21 protein-coding genes and 1 pseudogene are annotated in these 22,104 nt (G+C 50.0%); 3 read left to right on the forward strand and 19 right to left on the reverse strand.

From position 1 onward, the window contains the following. Positions 1-6: 6 nt before the first annotated feature. A complete protein-coding gene (locus WFK81_RS05080) occupies positions 7-876 on the reverse strand; it encodes a pentapeptide repeat-containing protein (protein WP_336785337.1) in 870 nt (289 codons plus the stop codon). A gap of 13 nt (positions 877-889) precedes the next feature. Beyond that, entirely contained in the window at positions 890-1,219 is a 330-nt protein-coding gene (locus tag WFK81_RS05085; RefSeq protein ID WP_127492710.1) for a PadR family transcriptional regulator, read from the reverse strand. Between the two features lie 295 nt (positions 1,220-1,514). Between WFK81_RS05085 and WFK81_RS05090 the strand changes: the two genes are divergently transcribed. Then, the gene (locus WFK81_RS05090) at positions 1,515-2,801 is read left to right on the forward strand and encodes a galactokinase (RefSeq protein ID WP_336785338.1); all 1,287 of its coding nucleotides are present in this window, start codon (positions 1,515-1,517) and stop codon (positions 2,799-2,801) included. 166 nt (positions 2,802-2,967) lie between these two features. Here WFK81_RS05090 and WFK81_RS05095 read toward each other — a convergent pair. The 15 genes and pseudogenes from WFK81_RS05095 to WFK81_RS05165 all read right to left on the reverse strand — a co-directional run. Beyond that, positions 2,968-3,135: pseudogene (locus WFK81_RS05095) on the reverse strand (aldo/keto reductase); the annotation flags it as partial. A 58-nt stretch (positions 3,136-3,193) separates the two neighbouring features. Then, positions 3,194-3,640, reverse strand: coding sequence for a GyrI-like domain-containing protein (locus tag WFK81_RS05100; protein WP_336785339.1), 447 nt, complete (start codon positions 3,638-3,640; stop codon positions 3,194-3,196). A gap of 215 nt (positions 3,641-3,855) precedes the next feature. Further along, positions 3,856-4,254 (reverse strand): DoxX family protein, encoded by a 399-nt coding sequence (locus tag WFK81_RS05105; RefSeq protein ID WP_336785340.1) that lies wholly within the window; start codon positions 4,252-4,254, stop codon positions 3,856-3,858. 83 nt (positions 4,255-4,337) lie between these two features. Continuing rightward, complete coding sequence (locus WFK81_RS05110) at positions 4,338-4,571, reverse strand: DUF896 domain-containing protein (protein WP_336785341.1); 234 nt, start codon at positions 4,569-4,571, stop codon at positions 4,338-4,340. A 454-nt stretch (positions 4,572-5,025) separates the two neighbouring features. Next, complete coding sequence (locus tag WFK81_RS05115; RefSeq protein WP_442956018.1) at positions 5,026-5,367, reverse strand: hypothetical protein; 342 nt, start codon at positions 5,365-5,367, stop codon at positions 5,026-5,028. A gap of 143 nt (positions 5,368-5,510) precedes the next feature. Continuing rightward, positions 5,511-6,014 (reverse strand): hypothetical protein, encoded by a 504-nt coding sequence (locus WFK81_RS05120; protein WP_336785342.1) that lies wholly within the window; start codon positions 6,012-6,014, stop codon positions 5,511-5,513. A gap of 274 nt (positions 6,015-6,288) precedes the next feature. After that, on the reverse strand, positions 6,289-6,858 hold the full coding sequence (locus tag WFK81_RS05125) for a dihydrofolate reductase family protein (protein WP_336785343.1): 570 nt from the start codon (positions 6,856-6,858) through the stop codon (positions 6,289-6,291). Positions 6,859-7,127: 269 nt separating this feature from the next. After that, positions 7,128-7,676: a GNAT family N-acetyltransferase gene (locus WFK81_RS05130; RefSeq protein WP_336785344.1), complete on the reverse strand. Its 549-nt coding sequence runs from the start codon at positions 7,674-7,676 to the stop codon at positions 7,128-7,130. 167 nt (positions 7,677-7,843) lie between these two features. Next, a complete protein-coding gene (rarD, locus tag WFK81_RS05135; RefSeq protein WP_336785345.1) occupies positions 7,844-8,722 on the reverse strand; it encodes an EamA family transporter RarD in 879 nt (292 codons plus the stop codon). Between the two features lie 139 nt (positions 8,723-8,861). Next, on the reverse strand, positions 8,862-9,842 hold the full coding sequence (locus WFK81_RS05140) for a phosphotransferase family protein (protein ID WP_336785346.1): 981 nt from the start codon (positions 9,840-9,842) through the stop codon (positions 8,862-8,864). A 388-nt stretch (positions 9,843-10,230) separates the two neighbouring features. Next, entirely contained in the window at positions 10,231-14,310 is a 4,080-nt protein-coding gene (locus WFK81_RS05145; RefSeq protein ID WP_336785347.1) for a galactose-binding domain-containing protein, read from the reverse strand. A gap of 540 nt (positions 14,311-14,850) precedes the next feature. Then, the gene (locus tag WFK81_RS05150; RefSeq protein WP_336785348.1) at positions 14,851-15,174 is read right to left on the reverse strand and encodes a lipid-A-disaccharide synthase N-terminal domain-containing protein; all 324 of its coding nucleotides are present in this window, start codon (positions 15,172-15,174) and stop codon (positions 14,851-14,853) included. 2 nt (positions 15,175-15,176) lie between these two features. Further along, a complete protein-coding gene (locus WFK81_RS05155; RefSeq protein WP_336785349.1) occupies positions 15,177-15,884 on the reverse strand; it encodes a glycosyltransferase family 2 protein in 708 nt (235 codons plus the stop codon). Further along, positions 15,877-16,914, reverse strand: coding sequence for a GDP-mannose 4,6-dehydratase (locus WFK81_RS05160; protein ID WP_336785350.1), 1,038 nt, complete (start codon positions 16,912-16,914; stop codon positions 15,877-15,879). Before WFK81_RS05160 ends, WFK81_RS05155 begins: the two co-directional genes overlap by 8 nt. Beyond that, complete coding sequence (locus tag WFK81_RS05165) at positions 16,911-18,269, reverse strand: UDP-glucose dehydrogenase family protein (protein WP_336785351.1); 1,359 nt, start codon at positions 18,267-18,269, stop codon at positions 16,911-16,913. The genes WFK81_RS05160 and WFK81_RS05165 overlap by 4 nt, the downstream gene beginning before the upstream one ends. 122 nt (positions 18,270-18,391) lie before the next feature. Between WFK81_RS05165 and WFK81_RS05170 the strand changes: the two genes are divergently transcribed. Further along, entirely contained in the window at positions 18,392-18,841 is a 450-nt protein-coding gene (locus tag WFK81_RS05170; RefSeq protein WP_336785352.1) for a MarR family winged helix-turn-helix transcriptional regulator, read from the forward strand. 119 nt (positions 18,842-18,960) lie between these two features. On the opposite strand, the gene WFK81_RS05175 is transcribed toward WFK81_RS05170, so the two are convergent. Further along, complete coding sequence (locus tag WFK81_RS05175; RefSeq protein WP_336785353.1) at positions 18,961-20,085, reverse strand: nucleotidyltransferase family protein; 1,125 nt, start codon at positions 20,083-20,085, stop codon at positions 18,961-18,963. Between the two features lie 152 nt (positions 20,086-20,237). Here WFK81_RS05175 and WFK81_RS05180 point away from each other — a divergent pair, with 152 nt between their 5' ends. Then, positions 20,238-20,741, forward strand: coding sequence for a Crp/Fnr family transcriptional regulator (locus WFK81_RS05180; RefSeq protein WP_336785354.1), 504 nt, complete (start codon positions 20,238-20,240; stop codon positions 20,739-20,741). A gap of 16 nt (positions 20,742-20,757) precedes the next feature. Here the strand turns inward: WFK81_RS05180 and hmpA are convergent, their stop codons facing one another. Further along, entirely contained in the window at positions 20,758-21,996 is a 1,239-nt protein-coding gene (gene hmpA / locus WFK81_RS05185; RefSeq protein ID WP_336785355.1) for an NO-inducible flavohemoprotein, read from the reverse strand. Positions 21,997-22,104 lie beyond the last annotated feature (108 nt).

Here is a 22,104-nt window from a genome sequence, read left to right on the forward strand (position 1 = left end):
GCGTATTTAAATAACGGTCACTTTCGACAGATCGGCATCCATGCCTTTGAGTTGCGCGAAAGTTAATTTATCCATGGTTGCGCCGTCGAAGCAGACGGTTTTGATCATGCGGTAATACTTCTTCGTCAACGTAAAACCAGGCTGGAACGAAACGTTTCTAAAGGTAGCACCCTTAAACGAAGCTTCTGTTAGAGCCGCCTTTTCAAATTTAACGCCGATAAACGTCTGCCCGTCTAAGCATTGCCCCGTCAGATCGGAGAACTTGAAGTCTACTCCGTCAAATAAACAGCCTTCGAATTTCGTTTTTCTAAGATCCGTCAGCGTCAAAGTGACGTCGGTCAGCTTCGCGCCCGTAAATTTGACTCCGTCCAGCCCCGATTTACTGAAGTTGGTGCGCACAAGGGTCGACTTGTTGAAGCTGGCATTCGTCAGATCAAGCGCGGAGAAGCTGCAGTCCGTCAGGTTCGCGCCGTCAAAATTCGCTTGGCGTACGTCGCTGCTCTTGAACGAGCTGCCGGTCAGATCGGCCCCCGAGAAATCGGAGCCGTGCAGCGCGCTGCCTTTGAATTGTCCTTTGTGTGCCTTAACGCCCGCAAAGTCGCTGTCTGCGAGGTTGCTGCCGTTAAAGTTGGTCACCACTTGACGTTCCAGCGAGCGGGAGAGGTTGGCGACTTCCAAGATCGTTTGCTCGATGTCGCCAATGCTCTCGATGGTCAGCTTAAAAGCCGTTTCGTCGTCCTTGCCCTCCGCTTTGAGCTCGTTGTAGCGCTCTTGCAAATCGGAAAGCAGGTCGGCCTTCAGTTCTGTAACGCTTTTCACCCCGTCGTATGGGGTAAACACGCTGTTCAGATAATCGTTCAATCTTGGATTTGTCATGTCAAATCTCTCCTTATAATAGGTTTTCTAACACGCGTTTGGCATACTCCCAATTGCTTTTGTTGCGGGTGTAGGTCTCCTTGCCCTTTTCGGTAATTCTGAAATATTTGCGACGTCCGCCCTGTGATTCATCGCCCCAGTACCACTCGATATCGCCGTCGGCTTCCAGCCTCCGGAAGCTCGAGTACATGGTGGCTTCTTTTAGTTCATACTCGCCTTCCGAACGTTCGGCAATCAGCTTCACAATCTCGTAACCGTAACGGTCAGCTTCGGACAAGAGCCTTAAAACCATCGTATCCGTATGTCCTCTCAGCAGGTCGGATGTGATTTTGTTCTCGCTCATGCAATCACCTCCATATCTGCATGATAAGACATATTACTGTGACTGTCAAGGTACTTCTGCAAACATAATACTCTGACGCTAATAAAAGGTGCATGCATAAAGAAAAAAACCGCGCAGAGCGCGGTTTTTTGGGGTTATTCTTTTTTCGTTGCGGGCTATTTCCAGGTTGATCCTTCGATTCAAGCCCACTCTGCCGATCGATTCGTTTATCCTCCCTTTCTGTAAACGTTGCATTTCGGTACAATGGACATGATAACTACTACTCAAACAGGTGGAATCAGGAGGAATTTTCAAGATGAACGATCAATTCGAGCAGCTTTTTGATTCGGCTCAAGCACAGCTGCTGCTGGAGCAATTGTACGGCAGCGAAGAACGGGAGCAACAGATTGACAGATACCGGAAATGCATGGAAGGATACGGTGCGCAATTTGGAAAGACCGATTCTTTGAAATACTTCAGTGCGCCGGGTCGCACGGAGATAGGCGGCAATCATACGGATCATAACAATGGAAAGGTACTTGCGGCTAGTATTCAGTTAGATACGATTGCGGCTGCAGCAGCCGTGGACACCGGAGTCATTTCCGTCGTTTCCGAAGGTTATCCGGGCGTGTCCGTCATCCATCTGGATGATCTGGAACCGAAGGCAGGAGAGAGCGGAACGGCTGCTTTAATCCGGGGTATCGCACACGGTTTCCGGCAGCACGGGTACCGAATCGGAGGGTTTAATGCCAGCGTCAGCAGTAACGTTCTTCCGGCGTCCGGACTCAGCTCCTCCGCCTCTTTTGAAGTTCTGATCTGCCAGATTCTAAGCACACTTTATAACGACGGAGAGCTGGACGCGGTTATGATGTCGCGCATCGGCAAGCATGCCGAGAATCTTTATTGGAACAAGCCGTCGGGGATGCTGGACCAGATGGCCTGCTCGTACGGCGGCATGATCACAATAGATTTTAAGGAGCCGACAGAGCCTCGGATCGAGCGTATTCCGGGTACGTTTGAAGCAGCAGGATACAGCCTTGTGATCGTCGGTACCGGCGGCAACCATGCCGATCTGACGAAGGATTATGCTTCGATTCCGAACGAGATGCGGGCGGTAGCGCAAGCCTTCGGCGTAGAGGTATGCCGCGATTTGACGGCAGAGATGATCTACGGACGGCTAGCGGAACTACGCGAAACTACCGGAGACCGGGCGGTGCTGCGGGCGCTGCATTTCCTGGATGAGAATGACCGTGTAGGGTGTCAAGTAGAAGCCATTAAGTCGGGCGAGTGGCAGAAAGTGCTAAAGTATATTACCGCCTCGGGTAATTCCTCTTGGAAATGGCTGCAAAACATCTATCAAGAATCGGTGTCCCGCGAACAAGGGATTGCGATTACGCTCGCCATCACCGAACGTTTCATCGAGCAGTTGGGCGATGGTGCCTGCAGAGTGCACGGCGGCGGCTTCGCCGGCGTGATTCTCGCCGTTCTGCCGCATGCGGCGGTAGCGGAATACCGGGAACTAATCGGGCGTACGACCGGAACCGAATTATTCGAGATCCGCGTGCGCGAAGTCGGAGCCGTCTGCTTGAATACGCTTTTGTAGGCTCGGCCGCTTATCGTTCATTGCAAGCTTCCCTTATACAAAAGGCAATTTATAAATCAACTGTCCTGGCGATAAGGGAAGCATGCAATGTCCGGAAGCCCGAATTTGAATTAGGCTCATCTGCCGGAATATACAGCGTACACCGGTAAATCGTCCAGCCTCGTGTTTAGGAATGACCAACGACTCGGTGCGGTATATAAGGTTCTTCCAAAAACGCAATTTCCTCCGGTGTCAACGTTACCGAAAGCGCTGCATTCGCATCCTCAAGATTTGATGCCTTCGTAGCTCCAACGATAGGGGCAGTTACCGGATCTTTATGCAGCAGCCACGCAAGCAGCTTCGTCCTGGCTGCTTATTGGAACGTTCCCTTCCCTCGTTTAGTTCCCTCTTTGTTATTCGACAGGTATTAATAGCTCGACTCTCTCTTCGTCGGCGTCTTCTATATAAAAAATTTCAATAGAACAAGCTCCGCTTAGCTGTTTATGCCCATTCTTTTGAATCCAATCAAATATATGGCCATACCCCTCACCGATTGATTTATTGGTGCAAGTCACCTTTGCGTATGTATGACCAGGGAGTTTAAAGCTCACCATGCCTTCTGGAATCGCATTGCCTTCAGCAACTTCATAACAAGCAAAATACGTAGCCAGATTATCACACACATAATATGGACTAAAAACAACGTCTGTGTTTATGTTTGGAGTAAACTCAGACTTTCTGCTTCCAAGTCGTTGCTGAACTTTCACAGCTTCGGAAGGAAATGATTGCGGGAAAGGTCCTGAAAAGCTGAATCCGGCAAAATATCCGGTATCTCTTGTAATGAGTTCACAATTAAACATGACGCAGCTCACTCCCTCTTTTTGGTTTTATTTTTCATATTAAATATAATATTACGACCATCCATTTTTGTAAATCATTTCAAAATCAGGCTGTTAAAAACGTTAGCTGATCCTCTCATCCGCAGCCGTAACAAAGACCACTCCTAAGAGTGGTCCCAGAGTGCCCGAGAAAGTTCAGCAGACTTTTCGGCATTTAACTTATATTGGCGGTTAGATTAGAACAACAACGCATCCAGTGAGTAAGCTCCTGCTCCGGTCAGCGCAACGCCGATCGCTACAGCTACGAGCACCAGCGGATATTCATACCCGTTTGCCGTTGCCCACAGCCCGTTAGGCCGATGCACTTTAACTATAGCGCCTGCCATAGTAATAATAATCATCGCTGCTGCTACTGCCGTGAACAATCCCGCCGTAAACAATGCACCGCCCAACAGTTCCAATACTCCGGCAAAAACAGCCATAACCACACCGGGGCGAATGCCAACCGATTCCATCCAGCCTCCTGTCCCTTTCGGACCATATCCTCCGAACAAGCCGAACAGTTTCTGCGCTCCATGACCAACAAACAATAATCCTACTACTATCCGAATAATAAGAAGTCCCAAATCCATCATTTTCATTCATCTCCCAAAACTTTTATTTAAGGTGTTTATCTTAAATCAACTCAGTAAATCAGCCCTATTTAATAAGAATCCGTCTAGCGGTCATGCCTGAGTAAAATCGCTTTATCTGCTGCCAGCTTCGCCGGAGTTACGTCGTACCCGTTGTCATCGATTACCGAGACACCCAACAGCATATCGTGAACTTGGCCGCGAATCTGCCGTAAATACTCCGTGCGAAGCTCCGCCTGTTCTTTTTTCTCCTGCTCGTTAAGTCCCTCAGCATGTTGTTTTCTGCTCAATTCGTTAATACGTCCCAGAATGGCAATCATAATCTGCACCTCATTCCAAAATTATAAGTAGGCTACTGACGAAAGCGTGATGATTCTGTTACTTGGCGTTGTTCTTCAATCGGTTGCACATAAGAATCACTCCTTGGTTTAATTAGTTGATATCTCTAATTTAATTATCTTTAATTAAAGATATAAGGCAAAAAATTTCCCTCTGCTGCTCGAGGCTTCGATCTGCTATTGAACGACTTGGAAGGTGTTCTCTATATGTCTTTAATTTAAATATCTTGAATTAAAGATAACTTATATTCATTCTCTTGTCAACAGGCAAAATAAAATGACAGAGCCGCCGACCGGATCGACGGCTCCAGCCCAGCGCTCCCGATAAAGCGACTTCCCCCCTGGCATCTCTAGCTCAGACGGAGAGATCGTCTCTGTTGCGCCGATTTGTTTTAAATATTCAATCTCAGAACTCTTTCGAGTGCTGGCTGTCACCTCATAGCCCGGCTTCGCCAGCATCGATACTGCCCAGCTTCCGACGCCTCCGGTGGCGCCGCTCACCAGTACGGAACCTTGTCCCCTCTTCAGACCGTTCTCCTCCATGCGGTGCACGGATAACGCGGCGGTAAATTCCGGCCATGCCGATAGCCATCGCAGCCTTCGCTGTCAAACCTGACGACATAGGCACGACCCATGCTGCCGGGACACGCGCGTACTCGCTAAACCCGCCCGGATGGGAGGCCCCCAGTCCGTGTCCGGTAACAAGCACCTCATCTCCTTCCTTAAATGATGGGTCGGATGATGTCGCTACGATGCCGGCAAGTGGACGATCCTGCAAGCAAACTTACGGTCGGAATTGTGTGGAAGAAGGACCGGCAATTGACACCGGTGTCCGAGGTTTTCTTAGACTTTATTCGAGAGAGTTATCCCCCGTCTTCGGAGTAGATCATCGGACACCTCAACAACATTTCGTTTGTTCAGTCATCTTCCGTATTTGTTTTCCCAATTATCTGACCATTCTTTAAAAGTCTGTCCAGTCATTTCCTCTAATGTTTTGCCGTCTAGTGAATAGGGCGCTCCCATGAGAAGCACTTTACCTTGAACAGGGAATGAAGTGCCGCCTATTACTTTGCCATCGCATATCATGACAGAGACGTTGGTTTCGGTATTGTATTCTTTTTCTAGGGGATGATTTTTCACTATGAATCCATATTCGGTTATTGCCTTCCCGAAATACTGGTCAGGCTCTTCTTTTTGAACGCCCCATATCTGTTGATTGTGCGTTGATTCCGCGCTTCCTCCGGCAAGTTTGCTTTTGTCTAAAACGTACCTTTGAACTTCGCCTTTTCGAGAAGTAACTTTATAACCCTGTTGCTTGACGTATTGCTCAGCTTTTTTTTCATCGCCTGAAATCTCTTTACTGCATCCAGCAAGAATTAAAACGAATACCCCCAGAATAATTCCCCAATTTGTAAAACTCTTCATTAATAGCATCTTCCCTTTACTCATTGAAGTTCTCTGTAATATCTATAAAGCGAAAAAACTGGGTATCCTCATAAGCAAGAGGCCCCTTGCCCGAAGCGGCTGCCACTACGCCCACCGGCGCCAGCATCGAAAGAATTATCACACAAATGGCTATGTCCAGGTCATTCAAATCCAGTTGGGTAGCAAGAGGAGATAGAAGATATAAATGTTTGTGTATTTGATAGATGTTCCCACACATATTCAATACTTGGATAGTTGGCTAAACTCCGCGCGACTATTTCTCCAACTCATAGCGGGTCGCGATAATGCCCGACTTGAGCGTTCGGCTGGACAACAGCTTGAGCTTGATTTTCTCAACGCCGCCTTCAAATACCGATTTTCCGTTGCCTAGGACGACCGGACATATCGTCAGTAGGAATTCGTCGATCAGGCCGAGCTCAAGCAGCGTCTTCGCAGCCCCCGGACTGCCGAAGATAACGAGATTTTTGCCAGGCTGCTCCTTGAGAGCCTTAATTTCCTCTGCGATATTGTCCTTGATCAGCAGAGTATTGTTCCATTCTGGCTTGTCCATCGTGCTAGAAATCACGATCTTCTTAACATCCTGCAGCCATTTAGCATACTCTATGCTGTGCCTCGACTCATTCGGATCATCCAGCACCGCGGGCCAATAGCTCTCCATCATCCGATACGTCGTACGGCCATAAACGGGAGAGCCAACTTCGGCTACGACCTCCTCGGCGTATTTCTCTAACTCCTCGTTGTACGGAATCCAATCCAGTCCCCCGTTCGAATCTGACGCATACCCATCCAGCGACACATGCATGAACAATACGAGTTTTCTCATGTCCGTTTCTCCTCCGATTTAGAATTTATCTTGTTCAATTTGTTGGCCGTTGTCCTGTGTTTTGTCCTGTTGTTACGATAACTATAAATCATTACGTTACGTAAGGTTCAAGGGGAATCTGAATTTAGCAGATAACAATATTGCGTAATCCTCCCCTTTAGTTTAATAAAGAAGAGCAGGCTGCGATGCCTGCTCGTCAATTGTGATATTCAACTGATGTACTCATTCCTCAATTTTGACTATACGATATTCCATGCCAAACTTACAAATTAACCCACATAATTGACTGTTTTACAGTACCAGACCATGTGTGCAGAACCCGGGCCCCAGTAATTTTGCACAGTAGTATAAGGCTGACCGAATTTATGCAGCCATTTGGCTTGAGCCTGCCGGTAACCACTATCCAGACAAAAACGATCGATCCCTCGTTCAGCCAGTTGGTTAGCCATCGCTTTAATTAAAGCGGAGCCGATTCCCCGCCCCTGATAATCTGGCAGCACGTATAGGCTGCCCAGTTCGCCAACATTCTTTAGCCGGCCGTCGGTACATTTGAGAATATCATTATTGCAGGGACCGAATGAAATGACGCCGACAATATTACCGTCCATACGGGCAACAAGAAATGAAGCCGCAGCGCCCGCAGTATACAAAGCATCGTGCAGCATACGTCTTTTGCCTTCAATTTCTTGCTGGATCTCATCCGTGAGCGCTGCCAATCCTTCCTGCTCAAAGGCATCGGGAATGGATATCCTGAACAGCTCGTAAGCTGGATCCATATCGGATGGCGCTAATTCATTGATCTCGATCACTTTGTTCATTTCAAATCGCTCCAAAATAACTATTAATATTCTTGTTTGAAATTATCCATTTTTCGATTTAATGGATTGTGTTGGGGCATGCCGGATATCACCGTAAACTCAAGACGGCCATCCCCGCCCGGCCGGACGGAAATGGCCATTATGGTTGCACCTGAGCGCCTTTACCCTCAACTCGCCTTCGCGAGTCTCGTACCGCGAACGGATGCCACAGCGTATACGACGAGCGATGTCCAGATGAGCGCGAAGCCGACGAGCAGCACCGGAGAGACCGATTCCTTGAATACGAATATGCTCAGTAACAACATAATCGTCGGTCCAATGTATTGTACGAATCCGAGTGCGGACAGCGCCATCCGGGCGGCAGCTCGCGCAAAGAAGAGCAGCGGCAACGCCGTTACCACGCCTGATAGCAGCAGTTCGACGAACGTGGACGCGGGCAGCGTCCATGCCGTTGTCTTTCCAGCGGCGGCCAAGTAGATCCAGTAGCCGAGCGCGACGGGCAGGACGACAGCCGTCTCCGACAGCAAGCCTACAGAAGCGTCTTGCACGATCTTCTTCTTTGCGAAGCCGTACAAGCCGAACGACGCGGCCAGCGAGATCGCAACCCACGGGAACCGCCCGTAGTCGATCGCGATGATGAGCACTGCGGCGCCAGCGATGGCAATGGCGAGCCATTGGCCGCGGTTCGGCTTCTCGCGAAGGAAAACGACAGCCAGCAGCACGTTCAGCAACGGGTTCAAATAATAGCCGAGACTTGTCTCTACGACATGGCCGTTGTTGACCGCCCAGATGAAGATGAGCCAATTCGCCGCGATCAGCAGTCCGCTGGCGGCGAGCGGCAGCAGGAGCGCACGGCTAGCCGCAATCCGCTTCATGTCGCCCCAGCGGCGCTGGACGGCAACAAGAATACCCATAAAGACGAACGACCAGACAACCCGATGCGATAAAATCTCTCCTGCCGGCACGTCGTTAAACAGCTTCCAATATAGCGGGAGAACTCCCCACATGATATACGCAATAATGGCGTTGACTAGCCCATAGTTCATAACCGATTCCCCACTTCTCGCTCCGATGTCTGAACGGATTATACACCCCGATCCACGCTTAAACAAAGGAAATAATTGGAATATTGACAGACAGCCGCGATTCTATCGGGCTCGTTCTTCATAATGTGTAGCCTTTTCCTTATTCCCTTAGGAAACGGAGGGTAGATTTTAGATTGTAATCCGCGATATCTCTCATAAATGCGATATTTGGAAAGTCTCCTTGTTGAATAACCCGAAGCGGGCCAGACGCATAAGACATGTGCAAATGGAGTTTGTAGAATCGCAAACGATGCGCGTCCAGGTTATCGTTTCGTAAATTGTTGTAATCGTCAAGGAAACGGAATTCCATAAAGCTGTGCTCATATTCAATATCAAAAAATTTCACACCCTCAATGTCTATTAGAACAGGTTCACCGTTGGAACGTACAAAAACATGATCCGGACCTAATTCCCCATGAATCAACCCGTATTCTTTGCGTGGCGGAACAGCATCGTATAACGAATATAAAACTTCCGTTAATCGGTCTTTATTTTTACGAATGCTTGCTACATTCTCAGAGAGATATTCTAAATCCTGCAATGAATGATCCAGAACGACTTCTTCAAGCGTGGAAGACTGATTCACAATATCTGCTGCCTTGTTAAGCTGTCCATAGCTGCCAGTCGTATGAGTATGCATCTTTATTAGCATATCATTGAGCTTTTCTAAAACCTCTTTCTTAGACTCAGGATAATTCAATATGTAATTCGGTAAATCCATGTTCCCAACATCCTCAACTATGGCAAAGTCAAAGGGATAACTTGATTTCGTCCTGTCCACGCATAAAACGTTCGGAAGACTAACGCCCAGCTGGCTCATATATTTATGATTATACTCAAACAATTCAGCCCCAAAAGACGCACCCAGCGTTTTTAACCGAGATTCAATTGTATCGTCGCGTAAAATAAAATTTTCCGACGGATCCCAAACGTACAAGATACAAGTAAATCCATCGTCGCACGAAACCTTATAGACCGCCTTTTGAGCGCCGCCGTGCAGCCGGTTTACCGTTTTCACTTTACGTTCTGCAAGTACCGCACGATTTAAGTAATTTTCAAGATCCTGTATAAGCAGGTGCATATTAGTTTCCTCCCTCTAGCTTAACTTTCATAAGTCTGTTTAATCCCGTACCACTGCGGGTAAAGACATAATAGAAGTTACAAAATATCGAAGGGTGTGATCCGAATGTCCGTTCAACAGCATAATTATGAAGAACGCCATATCGAAAAAAGGCACGACCCAAGCCGTGTGGCATCTACCTTCATCAAATATCTTGCGTATGTAATCATTACTTTCGGAGTACTGTATTTCGTCGCAAGATACATTATACCGATGTTTTAAAATCCCGGCTTGATAAGAACAAAAACCGCCTAAGAGGCGGTTTTTGTTCTGTCTTCTTTTAATTTCAGCTTAGCACCGTAATAACAAGCAAAGAGATTGTCCCGGCTGGGACAGTCTCCCCGCCGCCTTAATAGCCATATACATCAAAGCTCCACAGCGAATATCCCCACTGCGTGCCGCGTTCCGTTCCCAGCATGCGCACGTAACGGCCATTGCCGTTTACATTCTGGTCAAGGTCGGCGCCTGTTCCCGTCGTTGTGCTGTACAGGTCCGTCCAGCTGTTGCCATCCGCCGAAATTTGCAGCTTAAACGACTTGGCGTAAGCAGTCTCCCATTTCAGCTTGATGTTGGTTACCGTGCGGCTTGCGCCAAGATCAACCGTAATCCACTGCGGATCAGCACCCGTCGCCGAGCCCCAGCGCGTACCCGGATCATTGTCCACCGCCGAAGCCGGGACAAAAGGATCCTGATAGGAGGAAGCGGTTGCCGTCTTGCCTACGGACAGCAGCGTAGCATTCGAAGTGGCTGCGGCATGGCCGTATACCTCAACTTCATACAGAGAATAGCCGTAAATCGTACCGCGCTCCGTCATATTAATCCGTACATAACGTCCGGTTCCGGTTACGTTGAAGTCATCAACGCCTCCGTCACCGGTAGTTGTCGTATAAATATCGGACCAGCTGTTTCCGTCAGCCGACACCTGAACCTTATACGATTTGCCGTATGCCGTCTCCCAGTTCAGCTTTACGCGGCTGAGCTGCTGGGAGGAGCCAAGGTCAATCGTCAAGGTTTGAGGATCGGCACCCGCAATGGATGCCCAACGCGTCTGCGCATTGCCATCAACCGCATTTGATCCGGCAAATGGCGTTTCGGTCGACGATACCGTTACCGTTTTGTTCAGCGCCACGTTTGTATCGGTACCATTGTTTCCTCCATTGCCGTTGTCTCCGCCGCTGCCGACTGGAGGCCAGTTATCGCCGGAATTGGTATTCACCATCGGATTAACCGATACAAGGGATTTTGCCGCTACAACGGCTGTACCCGTTGTGCCGGCCGCATTTTTAAACGTCACCGTCACGGGGCTTGCCGTCGGGTTCCAGATTTGAGCGGTGTACGTATTGCCTTTCTTGTACACCGTAGCGCTGGTCCAGCCCGTTGCCCAGACATCCTTCGTGCGCGCGCCAAGCGTCTGCATGTTATGAACGAACCAGTACGTGTTAAAAATTTCGTTCTTCTGCATGCCGGTTGCGCTCCATTTGTTAATGACCGCCTGAGGATCGCTTAACGCCTGGATTGGCCATACGATATGATACCAGTCTGTCTCCGGACCGCCGTTATCGGCTACAAAACCGCTGTAGAGACCGGCCGCTTTGCCCGGGACAAGGCTGTAGCTTGTCAAATATTCCGATGTCGGCAGCCAATGGATACCGTATACGTATACCGGATCGCCGTTAAAGAAAGTGCCGAAGAAGTTGGAAGAGCCATATACTTGTCCGACCGTTTTATGCGTATATTGCGGAATCCAGTTGTCGCCGTCATAGTTGAACCAGTATTGCATGACCGCGTTCAGCTCCGTCGTAAAGCCGTAGATGGCAGCGTTGCGGAATGCGGTATCGCCATTCGTCAGTGCCCACATGTATTGGCCAACCCACCCAAAGAGCGACTCTCCTGCCGCTTCCTGGTTGTTGCCGTTGTCGTTATCCGCATACCCCCCTGCCCATGAATGGCCTTCATAAGGGTCAAAGCTGCGGAAGAACGGGAACATGGAATCCGTGCGAGAAGGGTTCGCGTAGTCGCGGACGAGATGGTCGATCATCGGACCGTATTGCGTTTTGAAATCATTGTCGAAGGTCGCAAGCACGGCTGAAGCAAATACATAGTAACCGTACGTGAAGTGATGGTCGGTAATGCCGTTATTTGCGCCGAACTCGCTGGATTTGTAGTACGTTGTCCCCCAATCGGAGTTGTAATACAGGAAGTAGTCCGGTTCGCCGTTTGTATACGTATACCAGTCCGTCAGAATCGTCTTGATCCTCGATAGGAATTTATCCCGGTAAGCCGTCTCGCCTAGCTCGTTAGCCGCAAGAACGCCCATCGCAAGCGGATGAAGCTTCTTGCCTTGCCAATAGGCGTCGGCCGCCATCAGGTTGCTTGTTGTTTCTTCGTCCAAAGCCTTCAGGTAAGACACCATCAACGATTTGTCGTATGCCGAATCCGTAGGCTCCGTAAACTGAGGCACGATGCCATAGAAGCGGTCGACCGTCGTAAAGGTATTGCCTTCGCGCACTTTCAACGTACCGCGGACCGAAGGATAAGTCAGCGCGGTAAGCGGTGTCGAAGACACTTTCCATTGATGCGGCAGAAGCGTTGTCAACGCTTGATTCGAGAACCCTGTACGCTTAAGAGCAGTGGTCAGCGTATAATCCGTTGTCACTTGCGAAGTAGATTCGTTATAGCTGTAATTCACTTTCGTATCCGTTACGAAGGCATAGGCATGCTGGTAATAGTAATTCAGGTTAGAAGCAGCAGGCATGGCGCCAACCGACAGGTAGTTCCCTCCGCTGCCGAGCTGGATTTTGACCTTGGCCCCAACCTTTTTGAACACCGTTCCCGCGGGAGCAAAAAGGCCATAGTAACGCGTATACGATGCGCCGCTTCCATCCGTGTTCACCAGCTTCACGCCAATATGGTCGGCGGTCAATGCAGCGCCTTCGGTTGTCAGGACGGCATTGCCATTGTCGTCAAACAGCTGCGTGATCAGGGAGGAATAGATCTCAACCGAGCTCGGATCGGCAAAGGTGTTGTACACGTAAGGAGAGCCTTTGACGAAGGTCGATTTCATTTTGTCCGTGGCATCGTCACTTACAACCGCGTCTACGGACCAGTCGCCGTAACCCGTTACGCGGGTTTGCAGCTTGGAAGTGTTAATGCTGCTGGACATAACGTACAAATCCGGATTGCCGTCGGCATTGACCGCTCTGCCATCCGAGGACAGCCAGCCCGCTCCCGGATTCAGGATGCCAAGCCCTTGCTGGAAGTACTTCGACTTCAGCGGCAGCGTTACGAGATAATCGCCGTATGGCTTGATCAGAATCGACTGCCACCAGTCATTCGACGGAATCGGGGTCGAGATGTTCGATGATTTGTTAGCCGGATATTTCGGCTGAGGCATATGGATATCATTGGTTAGATAGCTGCCGGAGCCCGATTGCACAACCGTTGGGGTTGGCAGAGCAGGAATCGAATACGTGGGCTGCGGCTGGCCGGCGATATAATCATAGACCTCAAATTCGAGAAGCGAATAGCCGAAGCTTGACGCGCGGCCGATCCCGTTCATCCGAACGTAACGCCCGTTTGTATATAGCGGGATTTCCTGTTTGCCTCCCGCAAAGTGAAGCTCGCGATAGACGGTTGTCCATTGCGTGCCGTTATTCGATACTTGAACGTCGTACGCCCTTCCGGCTGCCGCTTCCCAGTTCAGGACCACCCGGCCGATCTGATGAGAGGAGCCCAGATCGACAGATATCCATTCATTGTCGGTTGCATTGGACGACCACCGCGTTGCCGGGTTGCCGTCAACCGCATTGGACGCAGCGGTCGAGCCCGGAGGCAAATAGGCGGAATTTTCAGTCGATGATACCGTCACCGGTTTGTTCAACGCTACGTTTGGACCGTAATCAACCGGCGGAGCGGTAGAGCCGCCGGTTCCGTATACCTCAAACTCCAGAATGGAGTATCCGTACGCTGCAAGGGCCCGCTGCGTGCCTAATACTCTTACATAGCGGCCGGTTCCCGTTAACGCAAGATCATCGGTGCCGCCGTCTCCCGTTGTTGTCGAATAAATATCGTTCCAGGTCGATTCATCGCTGGATACCTGGATTTTGTAGGCTTTTGCATAAGCGCCTTCCCATTGAATTTTCACGCGGTCAATCGCAGCATTTGCGCCCAGATCGACGTAAAGCCACTGTGGGTCCACACCCCATTGGCTTCCCCAGCGCGTGCCGGTTGATCCGTCCACCGCAAGGTTCGCGGCGTTGCCCCCTTCTACGGAAGAGGCGTACGCGGTTTTATTTTGGGATAATAAATAAGAGCCTGCCGCATGAACCTCTCGGATAAACAAGGACGATACAAGCGAGACCAGCATGACCGCGCATAGCGTCAAGACAAGAAGCTTCCTCGTCGCCCTTTCCCGATACATCGTATACATTCGTCTATTTCCTCCTAATTCGCATATTTGTTCATGGCCGTACTAAAGCTCCAGCCAATCGCATGATTTGCCTCCTTCAGCCCTCCTTCCTCAATCAACGATTTTCTGGCAACGCTTTCATCGCCATGCACCGATTAGTATACTGCCACGAACCTTAGGAAGAACATGCCAATATTTAGCGATTTATGCCAAGATATCTTGGGCTTGCCCGATCATAATCGTGATGTCCTGGTCCTCTGCTCCCCTATTCCAACCTAACCGCTAACCCTGGCATATTCCATCATTCCAGCGATTTTCTCACGCGACAACCGTTAAGCCAAGGTCCCTTAGGGACCTTAACAGGCTTCGTACTAGCTAATTTGTCGAACTTAAGGTCCCTAAAAGGCCTTAATCATCTCACAAACGCCTATTTTCCGGTCATATTTCACTTTCTGGTGCAGGTTAAGATCCCTCAGGGACTTTAACCTGCTCCATGCCGCCAATAAAAAAGCACTTAAGGTCCCCAAAGGGCCTTAAGTGCTTCTCAATTTAAAGTTTTAACTACATATCAGCGGAGTTGCTGTTCGCGGCTTGAACTTCCGACTTGCGGTTCAGGAATATGTTGCGGAAGTAAATAAAGACGCTTGGCAGTTGGCCCAGCAGAAAGACCGGGTCCTTGCGGTAAATCGCGTAAATGGACAGGACCGCGCTGCCCAGAATGCTGTATATCCAAAAGGACTGCGGAACGACGGTTTTTTTCGCTTTTTCGCTCGCCAGCCATTGGGTGATGAACCGCATCGTAAACATGATCTGCCCGATAAAGCCAAAAATAATCCATCCCATGTTGCCGGCCGACACATTGCCTATAATCGCATGCCACCACATGATTAATGGCCTTTGATTTGATAGCGAATGACCCGTTTGCGGAGCCATCCAATGACGATTGCATCCATAAGCCCCACGAAGGCTCTGTTGAATACGCCGTATTTGGAAACGCCATGCTGTCTTTCTTGATGGGATACGGCTACCTCGATAACTTTAAAGCCGTTAATCTTCGCCAGTGTCGGGAGAAAACGATGCTGTCCCTCATACAAATAATAGCTGTCCGCCACCTCGCGCTTCATCAGCTTCATCGGGCAGCCGGTATCGTAGATTTGATCGCCGGTCAGCCAGTTGCGGACGCCGTTCCCAACGCGGGAGGATACCTTCTTCACGACGGTATCTCTGCGCCGCACGCGCTTGCCATTGACGAAATCCATGTTCGGGATATACGGCATGAGCTTGAAAATATCCCGCGGGTCCGTCTGCAGATCCGCATCAATCAGCGCGACCAGCTCGCCGGTCGAGCCTTTTAAGCCGGCGTAAATCGCCGCGGTCTGACCGCAGTTTTTCTCGAAATGAATCACTTTCACGTTGGAATCCTGCTCCGCCAGCTGATCGAGCAGCATAGCGCTTCGGTCTTTGCTGCCGTCATTGACGAGGACGATTTCGTAGCTTTCTACTTTATCTTTAACCGCATTCGTAATCGCCTCGTGCAGCAGCTGAATATTTTCTTCTTCGTTATAAATTGGCGCAACGACCGATAACTTAACCATGTCTATTCCCCCTGTACCATGTAACAAACTTGTGTATTCCTTCAGCAAAATCGGTCTGCGGGTTGTAGCCGAACAGCTGATTCGCCTTGGATACGTCGGCATAGGTCTGCTCCACATCTCCCGGCTGGTTAGGCAATGTACGAATAAGAGCTTTTTTGCCAAACTCCTGTTCCAAGCTAGTGATCAAATCCCGGAGCGTGATGGTTCGGTTCGTGCCCAGATTCACAACCTCATAGAGGTTTTCCATCCGTTCCGCATACGACAAGGCGCCAAGAATACCCGCGATAATATCGCCGATATACGTGTAATCGCGCCTCGAGGAACCGTCGCCGTACATCGTCAGTTCTTCGTCCTTGTCCAGCATCCTCGCGAATTTGTGAATGGCAAGATCAGGCCGCTGCCGCTCTCCGTAAACCGTGAAAAAGCGCAGCATAATCGTATCGATATGATGAAGATGATAATACGTATGTCCAAGCACTTCGCAGGCTTTCTTGGTCGCCGCATACGGCGAAATACTGAAGTCAACGACATCTTCCTCGGAAAAAGGAACCTTCCTGTTATTTCCGTACACGGACGAAGAAGAAGCGCATAACCATTTGCGTACGCCATGCGTGCGCATCACCTCCAGGAGATGAAGCGTTCCCTTCACATTTACATCCTCGTACAGCAGCGGAACCTCAATCGACGGCCTAACCCCGGCCATTGCCGCCAGGTGGATGACTGCATCAATTCTCTCGCTGGCGAACACGGCATCAAGCTCGTCCAAGCTCCGGATATCCGCCACAACCAGCCGGTAATGATCCGATTCGACGACTGCCTGCAGCTTGGCCAAATCGTCCGCCTTCTCCCCGGAATAGAGAAAAGGAAATTCCGATCTTGTACTATTCAGGATATTCCTGATTTTGGTTTTATAGTCGTAGACGTCGTTGAAATTATCGATATTGATGACACGGTGGCCTTGGTCCAGCAGCTGCTCGCAAAGATGGGAGCCGATAAAACCCGCTCCCCCGGTTACGCAATACGTCTTCATTGTGCCTCCCGCAATGGATACCCTTGATCGCTTGCGCCCACCGGGTAGTATTTAAACCATTGATGCATGGAATCGTCTCCGGCAAACATGTTCCGCATGTCAAAGAACGCGTTCCCGCGCATGCCGCGGGCGATTTTCTCCCAATCGGCATGACGGAACTGCTCCCATTCGGTCATCAGCACGATGGCATCTGCCTGCTGCGAGCATTCCGCCTCATTGTCGCAATATTGGATGCGGCCGTTCCATTCCGTCCAGTAACGTTGTGCCTGCTTCATCCCTTGCGGGCAATAGACTTTGACGGAGGCTCCTTTTCCCAGCAGTCCCTGAATGATCTCGTAGCTTGGGGTATAACGGATATCATCCGTATCCGGCTTGAAGGTAAGCCCCCATATCGCAACGGTTCTTCCTTTCAAAGTGCCGGCAAAAGACAATACCTCTTCGATCTTGCTCACCATCTTCGCCTTCTGCTTCTCATTGGCCGCTATAGCCGCACGCACGACGTACAGCTCCTCGCCGTTCTTCCTGCCGACATCCACGATTGCCTGCGTATCTTTCGGGAAGCAGCTGCCTCCATAACCGGGGCCTGCCTGCAGGAAATGCGGCGAAATCCTGTCGTCCATGCCCATGCCCGTCGCGATATCCTGAATTTTCGCGCCTACCTTCTCGGATAACAGCGCCAATTCGTTAATAAACGAAATTTTGACCGCCAGGAAGGAATTCGACGCGTATTTGATCATCTCGGAAGTTTCCCAGTTCGTGAATAGAAACGGAACATCCTGCTCAAGATGAGTAGCGTAAACCTTCTTCAGCATTTGCACCGCTTCGTCGCTCTCCGCGCCGATCACAACCCGGGATGGAGACATCGAATCGCCGACAGCCTTGCCTTGTCTTAGGAACTCCGGATTCGAAGCGACGTGAGCCCGGTACGGGGTGCCTCTGAGCATGCCGTCAAGATACATGGCAATGCTTCTGCTCGTTCCAACCGGCATAGTTGACTTGCTGACAATCACTTTATAACCGTTGATATGTTTGCCGATTTGCTGCACCACATCCCAGACATACGAAAGATCCGCGCTGCCGTCCTCCTTGGCAGGCGTTCCAACCGCAATAAAAAGGACATCGCTGGTCTGAACGACTTGCTGCGCGCTTGTCGTAAAGACGAGATTCCCGGCTCGAAGACCGTTTTGGAGCAGCTGTTCCAGCCCTGGCTCGTAGATTGGAGAAATGCCTTGGTTCAGACGTCGGATTTTCTGTTCGTCTACGTCCATGCAGGTAACCCGAAAACCATAACTGGATAGTACGGCACCATGGACAAGTCCAACGTAACCCGTACCCATTACTCCTACGTTTACCATCATTCCACCCCATTATCTTGGCGTTAAATAATTAGTTTACCAACTTAACTATAATCATAATAATGAGAAGTATGATATATTTCAAGTATAAACAATTAACAACTTAGGGATTGGGAGTAGGTATGAACAAAGACAACCATCAGGAGACTATCCAACGTTTGAGGGAATCATTTACCCGTTTTGCAAAAGCCGAGTGGAGACAACGATCGGTTAGCGGTCTTAACAAGAGCGAGCTTCGCATTTTGTTCTGCATTATGATGAATACCGATGCCGATAATCCTAAAATCAGAGTATCCGAAATAAGCAACAAGCTGCTTGTCACTACCCCAACCGTCACCCAGCTTCTCAAGAAGCTGATAGCCGACGGCCTTGTTGAACGTACCGTAGACCCGGATGACCGGCGTTCCGTGGGAATAGAGCTCACGCCTAAAGGAGAACGGATTGCAAAGGAAGCGGACGAGCAGTTGAATCAGCACCTTAGCGGCCTTGTCGAGCACCTGGGCGAGGAGCAAACTTTAATGCTTTCCGAATTGTTAACAAAGGCTTTTAATTACTTTAACGAAAAAGATTAGATGAAAAAGAGAGGGTTATCCCTCTCTTAGTTACATATTATTAAGATTTTTCATAGCGTATGACTTTCATTTACATGGTGAACCTCTGTAGGAGGAATTTTCCGTGTTGCAGGCACCATTTAGGTTAAATTCCAAATTCGTTCCATATGCGTCAGCGCAAGTCCGTTAAAGCTAAGCTTATAAATGTCGGGCATGCTTAGCTGTTTCCAGAATGCATAGCCGTATTCCGGGTTAAAGGCCTTAATCATTAATGCCATAAGGTTGCCGTGTGTCCCGATGGCAACGGTATCTCCCTGATAACGCCGGAGTACGCTCTGTAGAGCCTGTACCCCTCTATGCTGCGCGACAAGATTGGATTCGCTGCCCGGCCAGGAGAAGGCCTCCTCTTCCCATACCTTCCGGATGGCGTAATCAAAGTCATTCTGCGGCCGGTCCGCCAATAACCGCTCCCGAAAGTCTTCCTCCACTTGAATGGGGAGGCCCTTCCGTGCCGCTAACGGCTCGACCGTTTGAAGCGCCCGTTTGTACGGACTGGAGAGAATAGCCGAAATCGGTTCATCCGCCAGAAGATCGGCGACTCGTTTCGCCGCTTCTTCTCCCTGAAGAGACAACCGCCTGTACAATTCGTCGTCTGCCTTATAAACGGAGTGAGCATGCCGAATCATGTAAACCTGAGTAACCGCTGCTTCAACCTTATTCCATCTGCTCTTCCAGTTCTTCTGAAGAAGACGCTTCTCATAGATCGGCATAAGAGCCGGCGACTGCTTAAAATGCGGCGTTGGCCGGACAACGAAGTCCAGCAAATCCCGGATTCCGTGAGGCGCCGACAGCACAACTCCGTTCCGGTCGTCCAAGGACAGACCTAAAGCGGTTACCGTCTCCGGGAATTTGGACATCGCATCAACCGCGGATGCGTAAGGCTCAATATCGTTCACCAGATGCATTCTCGCTTCGTTTTTCACCGACCACGGAACCGCCGGCATGACGTCTCTCAGCTTCTGCTCGAGCATTTTTTCTACCGCTTCATCCGTTTGGGAAGGATCATAATAAATCAAATCCACGTCCGGCAGCGCGAACGGCTCCGTATAGCCATGCAGATAATCCCATACCTTGGACCTTACAAAACCCGCGCATACCCACCAGTCCGGCAGATTCAATGATCCCGCCGTATGCAGTACCTTCATCATCCACTCGTCCTCGAGCACGAGTTCTATAATGTCCTGTTCGTTCTCCAACTGTCGCAAGCCATCCCTCCTTATCGAACGCAAGTTCCCCTAATAGAATACCGTAACTGGATGGCAATGCAATATAAAAATCTAAACTGTCGTATAATGAAAACAAAAAAAGCGAAGCCCCGCTTCAGGCTTCGCTTGTTTATACGGAGGCTTCACCGCTTATGATTTTGCATAAAGGCGAAACTTTATTTCTGCAGGGAGAGGCAGGGCCGCTCTTCCATCTGCGCAGCGGACTGCTCAAAATCGTGCGCGTTCACCCTGACGGCTCGCAAATTCTGGTCAATATTATCGTGCCGGACGAAATCATCCCGCATCATTCTCTCATAAGTCCGAACCCTTACTTCGGCACGGCTATCGCAATCGTCACAAGCGAAGTGGATATTCTTCCCGCTGCCGCCTGGTACGAGGAGCTTGAGCAGCATCCCGAGCGCTATCGTTCAATCGGGCTGCAGCTGCAGGACAAGCTCCGCATGATGCAGCAGCGGATCGATCAGTTGACCGCGATTACGCCGGCGGACAAGCTGCGAAAGCTTGAAGCGTGGTTCGATCAGTACATCTCACCGGAGAAGCTGACCGATGTCCTGACCCAGGACGAGATCGGACAGTTTATCGGTCTCCGCCGGGAGACGATCAACCGGCTGCTGCGGGCCAAGAAGGAAAGCTGAATTTGCGATCAGCTAATTACTTGGCCACGGCTTCTTTTTCCGCCTCATCCAGGCTGCCTTTTGGACCAAAGAATTCGTAGTGAATATCTTCCGCAGGAACTCCCCATTCGAGAAGCTGGCGGTTGATATGAGCCATAAACCGCGTTGGTCCGCAGAAGTAAAACACGGCATCCTTCGAAGGAATAATTTCCTGCAGCCACGGAAGATCCACGTAGCCTTCTTTGTGATACGTTCCTTCGTCCTGCTCCGTTGGCTGCGCATAGCACCAATAAGCTTTTGCCTGCGGCGCTTGAGCGACTTTCTCCTCTACCTGCTGCTTGAGAGCATGAAATTGCCCGTTTTGTGCCGCATGAATGAAAGTAATCGGACGGTCTGCTTCCGTATCTACAAGCGTATTCAGCATGCTGACCATTGGGGTCAAGCCAACTCCGCCGCTGATCAGCACCACTGGACGCGTATCCTTCAGATCAAGCGTGAAGTCACCGGCCGGTGCGGACAGCCAGAGCACCTCGCCTTCCTTCGCCTGCTCATGCAGGTATACAGAGACAACGCCGGCATCCTTGCCTTCTTGCGAATCCTCTCTTTTGACCGAGATCCGGTAATACGGCTTGCCAGGCGCATCCGACAGACTGTACTGGCGGATATGTGTGTTTTTCTCGCTTGGAATGTTCATCTTCATGCTCACGTATTGCCCCGGCTCAAACGTTGCAATCGCTCCGCCGTCCTCCGGTACCAGGTAGAAGGAGGTAATGACATTGCTCTCCTGAACCTTGCGCTCGATGCGGAATGCGCGGTAACCGGCCCAGCCTCCCTGCTGCTCTTCGGCTTCCCTATACATCTCCGCTTCGACGCTGATAAACACATTCGCGATAACGCCGTAGGCTTCGGCCCATGCATTCAGAATCTTGTCGGTTGCGGCATCGCCAAGCACCTCTTTAATGGCTTGCAGCAGGTTTTTCCCGACAATCGGATATTGGTCAGCCGTAATGCCAAGGCTGCGGTGCTTGTGCGCGATCTGCTTCACGGCCGGAAGGATGGTTTCAAGTTTATCGATATATAAAGCAGCGGCATAAACGGTATTCGCAAGCGCGGTCTGCTGTTTGCCCTGTCTTTGGTTCGCATGGTTAAATACATTCATAAGCTTGGGATGACTGGCAAACAATAATTGATAGAACCTTTTTGTAATGGCCGTCCCATGAACCTCAAGCACCGGTACAGTCGATTTAATAATGGCTATCGTGTTTTCATTCAGCATGAAGCTCTCCCCGCTTTCTTCAACTTGTTATGATCCAAGTATACGGAAGCAAGGCATCCCGCCGATGTGATTCCAATCACACTAAATCGGAACGATATGTGAAATGAA

This window comes from Paenibacillus sp. MMO-177, from assembly GCF_037147795.1.
In the GTDB taxonomy this organism is placed as follows: domain Bacteria; phylum Bacillota; class Bacilli; order Paenibacillales; family Paenibacillaceae; genus Pristimantibacillus.